This is a genomic window from Ruegeria sp. ABF4_144, assembly GCF_056160045.1.
The window spans coordinates 443,912-459,436 of record NZ_JBSWWK010000001.1; the positions used below are offsets into that span (position 1 = coordinate 443,912).

General features: G+C 58.1%; 13 protein-coding genes. 4 read left to right on the forward strand and 9 right to left on the reverse strand.

Going from position 1 to position 15,525, the window contains the following annotated elements:
* Nucleotides 1–2: 2 nt before the first annotated feature.
* Together ACXAGD_RS02275 and ACXAGD_RS02280 are read right to left on the reverse strand one after the other, a co-directional pair.
* Complete coding sequence (locus tag ACXAGD_RS02275; protein ID WP_475208239.1) at nucleotides 3–920, reverse strand: dihydrodipicolinate synthase family protein; 918 nt, start codon at nucleotides 918–920, stop codon at nucleotides 3–5.
* 8 nt (nucleotides 921–928) lie between these two features.
* A complete protein-coding gene (locus ACXAGD_RS02280) occupies nucleotides 929–1,639 on the reverse strand; it encodes a GntR family transcriptional regulator (RefSeq protein ID WP_475208240.1) in 711 nt (236 codons plus the stop codon).
* Between the two features lie 660 nt (nucleotides 1,640–2,299).
* Here ACXAGD_RS02280 and ACXAGD_RS02285 point away from each other — a divergent pair.
* The 3 genes from ACXAGD_RS02285 to aspT (ACXAGD_RS02295) all read left to right on the forward strand — a co-directional run bounded on the left by ACXAGD_RS02285 (nucleotide 2,300) and on the right by aspT (ACXAGD_RS02295) (nucleotide 6,256).
* A complete protein-coding gene (locus tag ACXAGD_RS02285; protein WP_475208242.1) occupies nucleotides 2,300–2,806 on the forward strand; it encodes a hypothetical protein in 507 nt (168 codons plus the stop codon).
* Between the two features lie 119 nt (nucleotides 2,807–2,925).
* Complete coding sequence (locus tag ACXAGD_RS02290) at nucleotides 2,926–4,557, forward strand: bifunctional aspartate transaminase/aspartate 4-decarboxylase (protein WP_475208243.1); 1,632 nt, start codon at nucleotides 2,926–2,928, stop codon at nucleotides 4,555–4,557.
* 25 nt (nucleotides 4,558–4,582) lie between these two features.
* Nucleotides 4,583–6,256, forward strand: coding sequence for an aspartate-alanine antiporter (gene aspT / locus ACXAGD_RS02295; protein WP_475208244.1), 1,674 nt, complete (start codon nucleotides 4,583–4,585; stop codon nucleotides 6,254–6,256).
* A 1-nt stretch (nucleotide 6,257) separates the two neighbouring features.
* On the opposite strand, the gene aspT (ACXAGD_RS02300) is transcribed toward aspT (ACXAGD_RS02295), so the two are convergent.
* Complete coding sequence (gene aspT, locus ACXAGD_RS02300) at nucleotides 6,258–7,958, reverse strand: aspartate-alanine antiporter (RefSeq protein WP_475208246.1); 1,701 nt, start codon at nucleotides 7,956–7,958, stop codon at nucleotides 6,258–6,260.
* Nucleotides 7,959–8,254: 296 nt separating this feature from the next.
* Here aspT (ACXAGD_RS02300) and ACXAGD_RS02305 point away from each other — a divergent pair, with 296 nt between their 5' ends.
* Nucleotides 8,255–9,409 (forward strand): ATP-grasp domain-containing protein, encoded by a 1,155-nt coding sequence (locus ACXAGD_RS02305; protein WP_475208247.1) that lies wholly within the window; start codon nucleotides 8,255–8,257, stop codon nucleotides 9,407–9,409.
* On the opposite strand, the gene ACXAGD_RS02310 is transcribed toward ACXAGD_RS02305, so the two are convergent.
* Genes ACXAGD_RS02310 through ACXAGD_RS02335 form a run of 6 tightly spaced genes read right to left on the reverse strand, consistent with a single transcriptional unit; the run spans nucleotide 9,406 to nucleotide 15,435 of the window.
* Nucleotides 9,406–10,374, reverse strand: a complete 969-nt coding sequence (locus ACXAGD_RS02310) for a Rieske 2Fe-2S domain-containing protein (RefSeq protein WP_475208248.1) — start codon at nucleotides 10,372–10,374, stop codon at nucleotides 9,406–9,408. The two genes, ACXAGD_RS02305 and ACXAGD_RS02310, sit on opposite strands and share 4 nt — an antisense overlap.
* Entirely contained in the window at nucleotides 10,371–11,465 is a 1,095-nt protein-coding gene (locus ACXAGD_RS02315) for a GNAT family N-acetyltransferase (RefSeq protein ID WP_475208251.1), read from the reverse strand. Before ACXAGD_RS02315 ends, ACXAGD_RS02310 begins: the two co-directional genes overlap by 4 nt.
* Nucleotides 11,462–12,718: a CoF synthetase gene (locus ACXAGD_RS02320; RefSeq protein ID WP_475208252.1), complete on the reverse strand. Its 1,257-nt coding sequence runs from the start codon at nucleotides 12,716–12,718 to the stop codon at nucleotides 11,462–11,464. Before ACXAGD_RS02320 ends, ACXAGD_RS02315 begins: the two co-directional genes overlap by 4 nt.
* On the reverse strand, nucleotides 12,715–13,539 hold the full coding sequence (locus tag ACXAGD_RS02325; protein WP_475208253.1) for an MBL fold metallo-hydrolase: 825 nt from the start codon (nucleotides 13,537–13,539) through the stop codon (nucleotides 12,715–12,717). Before ACXAGD_RS02325 ends, ACXAGD_RS02320 begins: the two co-directional genes overlap by 4 nt.
* Nucleotides 13,536–14,510, reverse strand: coding sequence for an NAD-dependent epimerase/dehydratase family protein (locus ACXAGD_RS02330; RefSeq protein WP_475208255.1), 975 nt, complete (start codon nucleotides 14,508–14,510; stop codon nucleotides 13,536–13,538). Before ACXAGD_RS02330 ends, ACXAGD_RS02325 begins: the two co-directional genes overlap by 4 nt.
* 1 nt (nucleotide 14,511) lies before the next feature.
* Nucleotides 14,512–15,435: a 3-oxoacyl-ACP synthase III family protein gene (locus tag ACXAGD_RS02335; RefSeq protein ID WP_475208256.1), complete on the reverse strand. Its 924-nt coding sequence runs from the start codon at nucleotides 15,433–15,435 to the stop codon at nucleotides 14,512–14,514.
* Nucleotides 15,436–15,525 lie beyond the last annotated feature (90 nt).

The window sequence follows — 15,525 nt, forward strand, 5'->3', positions numbered from 1 at the left end:
CTTTATCCCTCCGCCACAATGTCAGCGATTTTGCGTTTCAACACGCGCGTGACCTGTTCCAGCGCGCGCTTGTCATCCTTGTTCAGACCCTTCAGCGGCGGGCGCATGATGCCTGCATCGATGCCGTTCATGGTGACACCATGCTTGATGGTCTGGATGAACTTGCCACCCTGTTCCAGCACATGCATCAGCGGCAGCAGCGCGCTCATGATACGGCGGCCCTTGTCGAAATTGCCTTCGACCACGCAAGCATTGTACAGCGCCACGTGTTCTGCCGGCAGGAAGTTAGATCCGCCACAGACCCAGAACGGCGCGCCCCAGGCAAAGAATTCCAGCGCCTGATCGTCCATGCCGCACCCCATCTGGATATGCGGATAGTCGCGCGCCAGCAGGTGCACCCGGTTGATATCGCCCGAACTTTCCTTGATGCCACAGAAGTTGCGGCTGCGACCTACGCGGTCCAGGAATTCCGGACCCATCATGGTGCCGGTGCGGTGCGGATAGTTGTACAGCATCACCGGCAGATCGGCGGCCTTGTCGATAGCCAGCGCGTTGAGCGCGTTTTCACGGTCGGTCGGAACTGAATAGGCCGGGCTGGCCAGCAGTATAGAATCCGCCCCGATTTCGCGGGCACCAGAGGCCAACGCAATCGAATCCGGCGTCATCATCGCGCCGGTGCCAACAACCAGCGGCAGGCGGCCGTTCAGGCGCTCATGAGTGAACTTTGCCAGTTCCAGACGCTCGGCAACGGTCTGAGAATAGTTCTCGCCAGTCGATCCGCCCGAAATCAGCCCGTGGACGCCGTTCTCGATCAGGTATTCGATCACATCCGAAAGAGCGTCCCAGTTCACGCTGCCATCTTCGCGATAAGGGGTGACTACAGGTGTGTAGATCCCTTCAAATTTGAACAGGGGTGTCATTTATGTCCTCATGCAGGGGTTTTGCGCGCCATTGTCCCCAGCGGCAGGTCAAGCCCGGCGGGCATGACGAACAGCTCGATCTGGTCGCGCGACAGGTTCCAATGATCGATGGCCAGCTGCGATGCAGCCGCTTCGTCGCCCGCCTCGATGGCGGCGATGATGGCGTCATGCTGAGCACTGGCCTCAGACAGGTTATCCGCCATATGGCGGTCCTGAGGGCGGTAGAAGGTCATCCCGATCCGGGCATGATCGATCAGCAAGCGCTGAAACGAAGGTGTAAGATAGATATTGTCCGCCATCTCGCCCGTGATCTCGTGGAAACGGTTGTTGGCCATTGCACGGTCCGCGCCAGAGCCACTGCGCAGAGCCGCCTTGAACGCCTGTTGTGCTTCTTTAAGGTCTTCAATCTGGTCCGGAGTGGCATTCTTGGCCGCCAGTTGAAGTACAGCGCCATACATCATCGGTGCCGCCAGAAAGAAATCGCGTAATGTGGTGTGCGACATCTCACTGACTCGAGCACCGCGGTTTTCGCGCAGGTCCACATATCCTTGACCAGCCAAGTGGCGCAAAACCTCGCGCAAGGGTGTGCGTGAAAGCTCGAACTCTTCCGATAAGCGCGATTCGTCTAAATCAGCACCCGGGCGCAACTCAAGCGTCATGATCGACGTCCGCAGATGCTCGGTCAGCTCAGCTTTGCGGGATTTGACGTCGTCTCTCATCTGCCCCTCCTCGGACGTGCGGCGCGAATCGCGTTGCGGCATCGATGTGCCGCTTGTATCCCAGAAAAATACAATCTGTATACATAAAAGAATCCTGTGATATCAGCGACCAACGACGCCAAGCAAAAGGCACTTGGCGGCCTGTCGCAGATCGCTAGGCCCTGCGGGCCTCAAGGTCCGGGACTTCTTAGGTGGGCAAGTGAGTGGAGTTTCGGCATCACGCCGCACGCGCAAACTAAAAAACGGGCTGAGTGTAAGCGGCGGGGGGAGCTGCTCTGATCGTCGGCGAGCCCGGTGGTCAGGCGCTCACCCCCTAGTCCCGCTCGTACCCCCTCGTTAAATTCTAACTCGTAAACTGATCAGCAGGATTGAGTATTGATAGATGCAAATATGGGCATAAGTATTACGAGATCGTGTCAGATGTTTGTGTTTTGCGGCCCGAGTTACGGTTTGTGCCTCATTTCAAACTGCGCCCATAAACGCCGCAAGGGTGCGAATATTGGCCGCTAGCGATCAGTTATGTTTGCGTTAGTACTTGCTTTGTGTCATTTTTATTTAGCCAAGAAAGGGACATTTTCGGCTAAAAATGGCGTTAAATCGCAACACATCCGTTCTGAGTGTTTCTAAGTCCTCATCAGGAATTAACGTTGGAGGACGCCTATGAATCTGGAATCTCACGAAGCCGCAGTGGAGTTTGCGCCGCGTGTTATCTCTGTTGCCAAGCGCGAGCGGCAGATTTGTCAGGCGTCCAAAGCAGCCGAAGCCGCTTTTGAACGTATTGCAAGTGCCGCCTCTGGTGATGTATCTGTAAACGGCGAACTGCAGGATCGTGTATTTTCAATCTTCCGCTGGTATTTTCTTTCAGCCTTTTGCACGCGAATGCTGACAAATGCCGCGCATCGACTGGAACATCAGACGCTGCAAGTGTCGGTGGATATTTTCAGTGCGGTCAAAATGGTACTGACCGAACGCGAGATCGAACGCTCCATGGAATTGGTGAGTATAGAGCGTACATCTCCAACGGTGGTTCGTGCCAATGACATCGGCAGTCGCGGGCATACCGTAGGCTGGGTCGCCGCAGGTTTGCATGAAGACGGCCGGGATTTCCCGGAAGAGATTCAGAACGCTCTGGCAGGTGCGTTGGCGGCGTCTGCCCGGATAAACTGATCCCTTCGACAGTGGCTGCCCCTACGTAACGTTCCGACTGCACAGTTTACACAAGCACAAATCCTTGCGTACGATCCGGGTGAATTCTTCCGATCGATTTAACGCAAGGGTTTGATGCGATGACAGAAACACTGGACCTGCACAAGTTTGAAAATCTAAGTCCTTTCCAGATCAAAGATGAACTCATTAAGCTGGCCGAGAAAGAGTCGCGCCAGATGGCGCTGCCCTATCTGAACGCGGGGCGCGGCAACCCCAACTGGATCGCAACCAGGGCCCGCGAGGCGTTTTTCCTGCTGGGTCAGTTCGCTATGACCGAAGCACAACGCCATCGCAACGAACCGCAAGTCGGATTGGCGGGGATGCCGCAAGGGCCGGGCTGCTATGACCGGCTTAAGGCGTATTGCGCGGACTCAATCGAGAAGAACGGCCCTCCGGGTGCGGATACTTTGGCCGCCGTTGTGGATTTTGCCATTGAGAAGTTTGGCTTCACGCCCGATGACTTCGTGCTGGAACTGACCGACGGTATCGTTGGCGACCACTATCCGATGCCAGATCGGTGCATGAAGCACAACGAAGCGATCGTCCATGAATACGTGATGTGGGCGATGTGTTCCGGACATCGACCCGAGGCCAAATTCGATATCTACGCGGTCGAAGGTGGCACCGCCGCGATGTGCTATATCTTCAAGGCGCTCAAGAACCAGCGACTGCTGAACGCGGGCGACACCATCGCGCTGGGTACGCCGATCTTTACGCCTTACCTCGAAATGCCTGTGTTGGAAGACTACGGGCTGAACGTGGTGGACGTGTCCTCGGAAGAGGAGGACAATTTCCAGCTGACCGATGATGACCTGGAACAGCTGGCCGACCCGAAGGTCAAAGCACTGTTTTTGGTCAATCCGGGCAACCCGTCCTCGGTCGCGATCAGCCCCGAGGTAATGGCCCGGCTAGTCGAGTTCGTCAAAACTCGACGCCCCGACCTGATCATCCTGACCGACGACGTCTATGGCACCTTCATTCCGAATTTTCAGTCGGTGATGGGGCATCTGCCCGAGAACACGATCGGGGTCTATTCCTACTCCAAGTATTTCGGCTGCACCGGTTGGCGTCTGGGCGCGATACTGGTGGCCGAGAACAATATCTTTGACGAGATGATCGCAGAGGCTCCGGCCGAGACAAAAGCCGTTGTGAACGCGCGGTACGAGACGCTGACACCGGATCCAAGCTCGTTCAAGTTTATCGACCGCATTGTTGCCGACAGCCGCGATGTGGCCTTGAACCATACGGCGGGCTTGTCACTGCCGCAGCAGGCGATGATGACGCTGTTCTCGCTGGTCGAGTTGATGGATGAAGAAAAAGCCTATCAGAAATTCTGCTGGGGTATCCTGAAACACCGCTTTGACGAATTGGTTGAGGGTATGGGCATTGAAGTCCCCGACAATCCGCTGTTCGACAAATACTACGGTATCATCGATTTTGAATTCTGGCTGCGCAAATACGTCGGCGAGGAGGTGGTCGAGTGGATCAAGGAAAATGTCCACCCGCTCGATATCTCGTTCAAGCTGGCGCAGGACCATGGGATCGTGCTGCTGAACGGGTCGGGCTTTGATGCCCCGAATTGGTCGGCGCGGGTATCTTTCGCCAATCTCGATGACAGCGCCTATCGTCAGATTGGCCGTGCGGTGCGGGCAGTGGCTGTGGGTTATGTGCAGGCCTATCGCGCCTCGAAGGGATTGCCGCTGCACGGCTAAGGAAAGATCGCAGGGGAGGGGCAAAATGGAATTAATAGGGTCGATCTTTGGCCACCACCCTGCTTTAGCCCTGTTTTGCAGCCTCGCGCTTGGCTATGCGTTGGGCAAAATCACAATCGGTTCTTTTACGGTTGGATCGGTTGCGGGTTGTCTGCTGGCCGGAGTCCTGGTCGGCCAAACCGGGGTGGTTGTGTCGGATGACCTGAAACAGGCGTTCTTCCTGCTGTTCCTGTTCTCGATTGGCTACAGAACCGGGCCGCAATTCTTCCGATCCCTAAACCTAAGTGCTTTGCCGCAGATTGCCGTTACCGTGCTGTTGTGTGTCGTGGCGCTGGTTGTTGCCGCGTTGCTAGCCCCGCTAATGGGGTTGTCGGTGGGGATCGCGGCCGGTCTTTTGGCGGGTGGCGTGACTGAAAGCGCAACGTTGGGCGTGGCAATCGACGCCTTTGCCAAAACCGGGGCGGACGAGGCTGCGCAGCAGATTTTCGATGGTGAGATCGCCACCGGTTTCGCCGTGGCCTATTTCGTCGGCGTGATTGCCACAATCTTTTTCCACACGCAGCTGGCCCCCAGGTTCTACGGCCGGTCACTGAAAGAGGCCTGCGCTGAACATGAGGCTGAACTTGACAACAATGGTGCCCCGATGGTGTCTGAGCATCGCGACTTTGAGGCCCGCGCCTATCGCATCAACCCCGAATTTGCAGGCCGTCGCATATCCGAGCTTGAGGCCCGTGTTCCTGACCATGTTCGCGCCTTTTTTGACCGTGTGCGGCGTGGTGACAAGATCCTGCCGACCTCACGCGACATGGTGCTGCAAGAGGGTGACATCGCCGCTATCGCAGGTCTCCGGTCCTATCTGATCGATCACACAGCCATGCTGGGAGAAGAAGTCGAAGACCCCGAACTTCTTGATCTTCCGGTGCAAACCAACGATATCGTCGTGACTAACAATGAGGTGGTCAACGCGACCTTGGCGGAACTATCCGCCCGCCCCGAGGCGCGTACGATCTATCTGCGCGGCATCATGCGAAGCGGCGAGCGGCTGCCGATCTTTCGCGGTGTCACGCTACATAAGGGCGATGTTCTAACCGTCTCGGGCACCCGTAGCCATATCGAGGATGCCGCTGCGCGCCTGGGTTATCTGGATCGTGAAACGAACAAGACCGACATGGTTTTTGTGGCCTTTTTCATTCTGTTGGGCGGGCTGATCGGCATCCCCGCGCTGAAATATGGCGCTATTGAGCTGGGCCTGGGCACCTCGGTCGGGGTGTTGTTGGGTGGACTGGTGGCGGGGTGGCTGCGCTCAGTCCATCGGACGTTTGGTTTTGTGCCCGAGGCGACGTTGTGGATATTCGACTCTCTGGGGTTGTGTGTGTTTGTGGCCTGTGTGGGCATCACCTCGGGCCCCAGTTTTGTAACAGGGGTCATGGAAAACGGACCGACGTTGATCTTTGGTTCGGTTGCCATTGTGCTGCTGGCCCATGGATCGGCAGTTTTTGTTGGGCGAAAGGTCTTTGGGATAAACGAGGGTGTTCTGGCCGGCACTTGCTGCGGGGCAGGGACCTCGGCACCCGGTCTGGCTGCGGTGCAGGAAGCCGCACAGAGTCAGGTACCCACACTGGGGTACGGCCTCGGCTATGCGGTCGGCAACGTGTTGTTGGCCCTGTGGGGCTCGGTTATCGTGATCCTGCTTATGTAGCTTACGGCACGAAGGCCACGACCAGTGGCCCCCAGAGCGTCAGGAAGATGTTCGCCACCGCATAGGTCATGGTAAAGGCCGGTGTCGGGGTCGCGTTCCCGGCCTTTTCCAACAGCGTTGCAAATCCCGGATTGCCCGAGCGTGACCCGGTCACAACCGCGCAGGCCTCGACCGGGTTTTTGATGCGCAAGACAAAGTAGTTGATCGGGAACTGAACGATCATCGGCATCAGCGTGACGACGACGCCCAGCAGTAGCAGGATGATGCCGTATTCCTGTATCGCCTCAAGCGCGGGCTTGCCTGCGTTCAGACCGACAACACCGACGAACACCGCCAGACCAAAGCTCTGCAGAAAATTCGCGGCACCGCGGTTGATGCCGCCGATCTTGGGCCGCCGGATACGCAGATAGCCGATGATCAATCCGGTCACGAGGCATCCAAGGCCGGACCCCAACGCCACTTTAGTACCGGCAATGACAAAGCTGATCTCGCCGATCAGATAGCCGACGGCCACACCGATCCCCAGTGCGATGAAATTCGTGACCGAGGCTGACGGGGGCACATAGCCCGCCACTTTCGACACCCGGTTCAGATCGTCCTTGTGGCCGACAATTGAAACCTCATCGCCCGCGTGGATTTCGGTGTTGTGCAGGACGGGCACGTCATGCCCCATGCGCGTGATCTTTGAGATATGAACCCCACGCCGCTGATCCGCTGTCAAAGCGTCGCGCAGTTCCGAAAGGGTCTTGCCTGCCAGCTTGCGGTTGGTGATGACGACGTTGCGGCGTTCTTCCACGACAGTCAGTTCGGGCGGGTATTCTCCGATCTCGCCACTGGCGGTGCCCTCGAATTGTGTCAGGGTCGCAACCAGCGCTGACACGACAATTACGTCACCCGCGTTGACAACGGTTTCCGGCGTCGGATCGACTGGGGCGCCGTCTTGCAGCAACTTCTCGACGATCAGATCACCGTCGTATCCACCCTCAATCGCCTTCACCGATTGGCCCGCAATTGAGGCGTCGTCATTCACCTGATAGGCACGGGCATCGAACCGGTTCATCGGAAGGAACTCTCCTTCCTCCAGCTTGCGGCCACCCCCGCTAAGTTTTTGGGCCAGCTTGATAGCTTCTTGCCGCAGGTCGACGCGCATGATGATCGGTATGACACTGACCGCCAGGATAGGGCCGATCGAGCCAAAGATATAAGTGACCGAATAGCCCACCGCGATGTTGGTCTTGAGCTTTTCGGCCTCATCCGCAGCCAGTCCCAGCAGGTCGATGGCGTTGCCGGCGGTGCCGATGATGGCCGATTGCGTCAGGCCGCCTGCTGCCAGCCCAGCAGCCAGCCCTTTGTCCAGCCCGGCCAATCTGGCGACGACTATGACAAAGAACAGCCCCCAAAGGGTCATCATGAACGCAGCCAAGAGCTTGGTCAGGGCAGTTCGGTTCAGGGCGGCAAAGAATTGCGGGCCGCCGTTGTAGCCGACCATGAAGATGAACAGCGAGAAAAAGACGTTCTGGACATCGGTGCTCAGGTTGATGCCGCCGATCTGGCCCACGAAAACCGCCACCAACAGGGTTCCGGCAATCCCGCCCAATTCGAACTTGCCGACCCGGAACTTGCCGACGCCATAGCCGAGGCCCAGACAAAGAAACAGCGCCATGATCGGATAGGCGCGAAGCTGTTCTGTGATCAATTCCATCTCAAATTCTCCAGGTTGCAAGTCTGGCTTCAAAACCGCCCCGAAAGACGTCTCAGAACGCTGATAAATCTTGGAAATTCAGATTACCTGTATCGCGCTGCGCTCAGGTAAGCATCGACTTTGCGATCTGTCAAATTGTACCCTACGGCCCCCTATGCTCAGAGATGCCTGAAACACATGCGTTGCATCCCAACCACTGTATCAGTGTTCGCTTGTAAACTTGGTGCATATGCGTTTGGGTCGGCTGATCCAGCAAACGAGGCTTTGTCTGTGGCGGCCAATTCGGTGAAGACGTGATGGCATCAAAAGTGCCAGTTTTGATTTCGGGTGCGCGCGCGCCGGTTGCGCTGCATCTTGCACGGTTGCTTGTACAGGCTGGTCACCCGGTCACTTTGGTCGATCACCTGAAATACCCCATTGCTGCGGCCAGTCGGTTGGGAATCGGATATCACCGAATCCCGCCCTTCACGACCAAGCCTCAGGCAGCGCGTGAGGCGCTGTCCGAGGTCGTTGCATCCAAAGGCATCAAAATTGTCATCCCCACCTGCGAGGAAGCGCTGCATCTGGGCGCAATATGGGCAAAGAACCCGATGGGTGCCGAATTGTTCGCGCCGGATTTTCAGTTGCTGAAACGGGCCCACAACAAGTTCGACTTCATACAACTGTGTGACGAGATTGGCCTAGACACCCTTGATACCCACCTTCTGACCAGCCAGGCCGACTACGCCGATTTTGCGGCGTCTGCGCGGGATTTTGTGTTCAAACCGGTGTGGTCGCGGTTCGGGTCGAATGTGCTGATCCGGCCGGATGCCGCGAGCTTGCGCCGGGTGAAGCCCACCGGTAGGGCGCCTTGGGTCGCGCAAAGCTACGCCTCAGGCACAGAGCTCTGCGCCTATGCTGTGGCGCGGCAGGGTCGACCTGTTGTGCTGGCGGCCTACCGGGGGCTGGTGCGTGCCGGACCGGGTGCTGCCGTTTGCTTTGAGCCTGCCGATGCAGAGATCGTCCGCCCTTTTGTAGAACGCTTTATCCAAGCGACCGGATGGACCGGCCAGGTCTCGTTCGACCTGATGCGGACGGAAGACGGGAGGATCGTCCCGCTTGAATGCAATCCCCGTTCGACAAGCGGTCTGCATTTCTTCACTGACGGGGCGGCGTTTGCAAGGGCTCTGTTCGCGGATGGCGCTGAGGTGAATCCGGACGTTGACGGACCGCAATCGGTACGGCTGGCGCTTTGGCTATACGGTTTGCCGATGATGCTGCAGCGACAGCAACGGCGTGTCTTTCAGGACGCCCTGCGCCGCTCGGGCGATGTGATGGGATGGCCCGGCGATCGGGTTGGCTTGGGGGCACAGCTTCGATCTGTCGCCGAGTTTGCTGGAATCGCGCTGCGACATAGGGTTCGATTGGAACGCGCCTCGACCTGGGGTATCGAATGGAATGGAGAGGGCTAAATCTCCATCTCATAGTGTTGCACGCCGGGTGTCAGGGTCTTGCCCGCTTCGATCATCTCAATCTCGCGGCGCAGAATGTCCAGTGGCCCGATCATGCGGGTGCTGCTGTGCCCGTTGTCGTAGGCCGCCGCCAACACTCGCCGGTCCTGTTCCAGCGCCACGCGAAACATCGGTTTGAAGAACAGCGCCTTGAGATGGCCCAAACCATGTTGACGCGGGGCGCTGAGCCAGCCAATGCCCTCGACCGTTTCCTCAACTGTCTGCCGCAGGTGGAAGGTCGTGGCCAGTACCATGCCCTGAGGGCCCCAATATTCAAGCTCGGCAATTCCTGGTCGGCGATAGCGGCCCACGCTTTTCGTGCGGGAACCATCCAGCAAGGCGCTGACCAGACCATGCTGACGCTCTTCCCCTTTATAGACAGCCTTGACCCAATCCGGGCCACGTGTCACCTCAACCCGAACCCGGTAGCGTTTGGAGGAGAGCCCGCGCAAAAGGCCCTTGTGCGTATAGTGTGTATGGGTGGCATCAAGGATGTTTTCGGCCACGTCGACCAAGGTCGAGCGCGTTGTGCTTTTAACAACCTGCACAACGACGTCCTGCCCTTGCAGCGGGTGAGCAACGGGCGGGGCGGTCGGCTGTCCGCCGGACAGGAAAATTCCACCTTCTGTTTCCAAAACCCGATAGCGCGGGACGCGGCAGCGCGGCAGGGGCTCGACAGTTCCGGGCATGTCGACACATGTGCCTTCGCCGGAAAACCGCCAGCCATGATAGGGGCATTCGATTGTGTCACCCACCACGCGGCCGTGCGAAAGCGGAACCAACCGGTGGGGGCATTGGTCGTGCAGCGCCGAGATGCCTGTTCCGGTTCGGAAAAGCACGACGTGTTTGCCGTCAAAGTGCACGCGGATCGGTTTGCGCCGCAAGTCGCGGCACCGGGCGACAGCGTGCCATAGATCAATTGTCATAATTCGAACCTTTGCAGGAGGGGGACGCCGACGCCTGACAACACGCCTTCAATCGCGCGCAAGGCCATTCTTTGGCGTCTGGGCAAATGCCGGACGTAAACGGCGCTGTACTCTATGGCAGGTACAGCCCCCCGATGACATTTGAAGCCCGCCGCCCCGGCACTCATGTTGAACAGTAGGCCGCGCTCCAGCGCAGCGTGCTGCGCGAGCGCGGTGATCAACCGATAAAGCCCGTCCTTTTGCGGGCGGCTTGTGTCGTAGCCAAGAAGCGGTTGCGTCAGGGTGTGCCCGATCTGAAATCGCCCACCAAAAGCCGCAAGCTCTCTGTCTTTACCGCGCAGCCCCTCAAGCTCTATCAACCCGGCTTGGTGCATTTCAGCGATGAAGCCCGGAGTGTATTGCGGGTTTAGCGGGGTGTACTTTTCCAGATAGAGCAAACGGTACAGTTCGGCGCAGCGGGCATAGTCACGCGGTTCAAAGGCTTCATTGGTGACCAACTCATACCGTGTTTTCTGCAGAAGGCGCCGGTCGTTTTTCATGTCACGCCCCGGGCCAGGTGCTGTGCACCCATCGAAAATATAGACCTGCCGCGAGGGGATCAGATGGAAACCCTCGGCTTGGAACGCGCCCAGCGTAGGCGCATCCGCATAGGTATTGAGTGAGCGTAGGATGATCGCATGAGTCGGGAATCGGGCCGTCAGGTGATCGCGCAATGCGGCGGCTGCGGGCCGGTCGATCTGCGTCACCGGATTAGTGGAAAAGAGCCAATTGTTCACCTGAACGGAGCGGTCCAGCCCTGTGGCCCGAACGAAAGGTGACGCAGAATGGATCAGCCCGATCAAAGCGCGCTGCAACAGTGGGCGACTGACGAAGTTACGGGTCTCTTCGATGGCATAGTCGACATAGCCCGTAACCGGATCACAGATGTAGCAATTGCCGTGTAGCCCGCCGTCATTCACCGTCAACGGAGCGCTCAGCCCGCCGATCTCCAATTGCTCTACCCGCGTGGACAGGTTCGCAATCAGGGCTTCGGATTTGTGCCGGGCAAAAAGGTCGACAAACTGCGCAACGCGGGCGGGGCTATCCATCATGTCTTGTCGTCCAGGGTGCAGCGGCGCTCAACACGCCTTAGCTTCCGTGACACGTCCAGCGCAAGCGGCTTGCGTGTCAACGTTACCTCTGCTCGAAGTCCGCGATGCCTCAGCAGGGTTTCCAGTTGGTGTTTGGCGCGATCTGCTGTTTCTGACGGAAGGTCCGGCGGCAGTGTCAGGGCAATGTCCTGCCCGCCCATCTGAACGATCCTGAAATCTGTAATCCGCGAATCCGCTGTAAGCACGGCGTTGCGCAGTACGTCAGGAGTGATGAGTTGGCCCTGTAGGTGAAAACAATCGTCCATACGCCCAACCACCTCCTCTACCGCTTGTAAGGGTGAGCCGCAGGGGCAGGGTTCAGGTGCAAGCCTGAGAAGATCGTTCATCCTGTAACGGGCAAGGATCTGCGTGTCCCTTCGGAAAGATGAAATCAACGGCGTGACAAGCCCGTCTTCTGCTGGTTCGAACTCAAAGTGAATCGAATCCTCGGCCAGATGCAGGCACCCATGGCGGCAGGTCACTCCCAATAGCCCTTCAGTGGCCATATAGATTTGTTCTAACGGTGCCCCGAAGGCTGTCTCGATCATCGGCCGGTCCACCGGATCAAGCGTTTCCGCCGCCGAGAAAACGCGGATTGGCTTTACCCGGAAGCCCTGTTCTGCCATGTGGCGCAGCACTTTTGGCGGGGCGACGATCACGGTGGGATCGAAGGTTTCCAACGCACCCTGCCATGTTTCTGGCCCGACTGTCAGATCGAAAAACCGCAACTGGATTTGCCGGAATTGGTTGGCGCTGTCATACAGCCCGGTTCTCTGTGGGAGGATGATCGCCACCCTTTGCCGGTGCCAAAGAAGATCGGCAATGGTCTTTGCCACAATGGTCCCCAGCCAACGGAACCGTTCCGCGTCCGAGATGACAAAGAAACCTCGGTTACCGCTGGTTCCGGTGCTTGCACCCACGGTGTGAGAGCCGATGCGATAGTCCCGTGCCATCGCGTCTCGAACTTGTTGGGCCGTCACGCCGGGCACGTTGTAGCTGGCAAAATCCACCATGAGCTGTGCCTTGTCCATCACCGGCAGATCCACTAATCGGATCGGTACCTCGGCATAGGCGCGCACCCGTGGCACCGCCTGCCCAAGCCATCGTTGCAGCGCGCGGGCCTGCAGCTGTTCGAACAGACTTCGCGATAGCCTCGCGTTTGAGAGGCGGCGTGTCGTGACAAAGCTTATAGGGGCTTGAAGCCGGGCGATCAAAGACGGGCGCCTTCTTCAACGTCATAGGGCGAAGGCGCATCATCGTGACACAGCATGACGCGACCTCCGGAGTCGCGGAACTTCTGGACGTGATCTGTGCTGCGCCGCATGGCTTGGTAGTCATCCGAAAGAAGGCGCGGCATCAAGCGGGGCCGTGCGTTTCTGGGCAAAGCATCAATCAACCATTGCGTATCTGTGGCATAAAGCAATGGCACCTCCATTTGCGGGAACAACAATCCGAAATGGCCAGCCGCATGTCCGGGTAGCGGGATCGACAAAACACTGCCATCGCCAAAAAGGTCATGGCCGTCCGGCAGGTGTGGAACGCTCTGCTTGGGCTTGTCCTCTATCGGGGTACGCCGGGTGGCAAAGTCATCCGGCAGCAGTTCCGCGAATATCCCGTGCCGGATATTCTGGAAGCTCCTGTTGCGTTGAAGGCTGGTCCAAGCCGCCCTGCTGCTCAGGAAGCGCGCGTTCGGAAACTCGGACAGGCCAGAGATGTGGTCGGCGTGAAAATGGGTGACGATGACAGTGGTGATATCGCCAGGGACAAGACCAAACTGGCGCAGGAAAGGTTCCGGCTGCGCATCTTCATTCAGATTGGGCGCGAAGACGCGCCCATAGGCCCGCAGCCATCCGGTCCGACCCGGCCCGTGGATGCTGTGGGTGGTATAACCGGTGTCGATCAAAACAGGCCCTGCAACAGGATGAATAAAGATCCCATAGCGGACCTTTAACCAGTGTTTGCACCATGAACCTTTCCGCAAAATGAACCTTTCGCGTGCACTGATCCAAGCGCTGTTGGCAAAAACCGGTGTCATGTCGCATCTCCTGCCTTGAAGGTACGCTCGAGGCCTTCGGAAAAGGACACTCTTGGTGTCCAGCCCAGTTCGTTTTGAGCCCGCGAGATGTTGAGGCTTTGTTCAAAGGCAAACAAGCCCAGAGCGTAGCGAGTAATCGGCGGTTCGGGTTGGCCTGGCCGCATTAAGGCGATTGCTTCGGCCGCCTGTGCTGCGATCAAGGCGGGTTGCAACGGTAACTTGCGCCAACGGGGTGTGATCCTGGCCCGCTTGCAGGCGCATTCGACGATGTCACGTATCGGGATCACTTCGCCACCGGAAATATTGAAAACCCGTTGCTCAACCGAAGGCCCTGCATGAAGGGCGGCGAGCACAGCATCGACCACATCATCCACGAAGGTCAGGTCAATCCGTGCGCGGCCATCCCGAAAACGAGGCAACGCACGTGCTCTGGCAGAGTTCAGTAACCGGGGCAAAAGCGAGGTGTCCCCAGGGCCATAGATGCCGCGCGGCCGTAGAATGACTGGCCCAATCTCTTTAGCATCCATCACAAGGTTCTCGGCCACGATCTTGCTTGCGGCGTAAGCTGTAAACGGGCGGGGCAAAGCCTTGTCTTCGCTTACGTCAAGTTGATCATTCAGAGAGAAATAGATCGAGGGACTGGACACAAAAACCAACCGCCTGATGTCGCGTTTGCGTGCGAAATCCAGAACTGCCTTCGTGCCCGCCACATTTGCGCTGTGAAACGCCCGGCGCGGACCAAACGGTGCAGATAATCCCGCGCAATGAACAATCGCTGAAATGTCGTCGGGTATCCGCAGTTCGGGTGCCGGATCGGGCAATTCCCAGCAGACGGTGCTTGACCCGTAATCTTCAAGGGCCGCGAGACGTGCGGTGTCGCGCCCCTGCCCAACGCCCTGCGTGCCCAAGCGGCGCAGGACCGCACCACCTAGAAAACCGGTGGCCCCTGTGACAAGAACGCGCCCCTTCATCTCAGATCACCAAGGCGGCGCCGCCAAAGCTAACGCCTGCAGAGGTTCCCAGCATCAGTACCCTGCTGCCTTCGGACAACAAGCCCTTTTCCCGTGCGATATCGAACGCAAAGGGAATAGAGGCCGCGATTTGGTTTCCGTGGTCTTCGATAATGCGCACCACCCGATCCCGATCGAGGCCAGTCTGCCGGATCATGTGTTCAAGCCCCGATGGGCTGGCCTGATGAGGGATCACAAGATCGACTTCTGACTGTGTCCAGCCTGCCTGCTGTAGCAGGTCATCCACAAAGGTCTTGAAGTGCCGTGATGTGAGACGGAACAAGGCCTTTCCGTCCATCCTGAACTTGGCGTTGGCCTCAAACCCGTCGCGGTCAGCTTCAAAGTCGAACCGGGTGCCACCAGCGCCAATGCTGCAGGCCTCGTATGCCGAGGGAAAACTGCGGAGCCGGATTGCCTTGATCTCGCTGGCTTGGCCAATATCTGACGGGCCCAATACCACCGCTGCTGCGCCGTCTCCGAAAAGAGCTGCAACTTCGGGCTGGTCATCCCACGGTAATGCGCGCGAGGCGATTTCCGACGATACCACCAGCGCCCGCTTTGCCGCACCACCCTCAATCATCCGCGCCGCAGTTTCCAACGCGCTGACAAAGCTCAGACAGGTACTGTTGATATCAAATGCTGCGGCGGTGCCATCCGGTATCCCCAACGCGCGCATGATCAGCGGTGCGGTTGAGGGTATCGGTTGAAATGGCACGGAAGCCCCTGAAATGACCAGATCAATATCGGTTGCAGACAGGCCAGCATCCTCAATTGACGCAAGGCTGGCAGCCCTTGCCAGATCGATCTGATCCTCATCGCGACAAATAAACCGCTGTTTTACTCCGGTCGACGAGACGCGATCAGCAAATCCCAAGTCGTTGCTCATTGCGCTGCTTCGCAGTGATTGCGTCGGCAGGGACCGACCGGATCCGAGGATAGAAACTTTCATACGTCTTCCTGGCGTTGAGCCCTCATT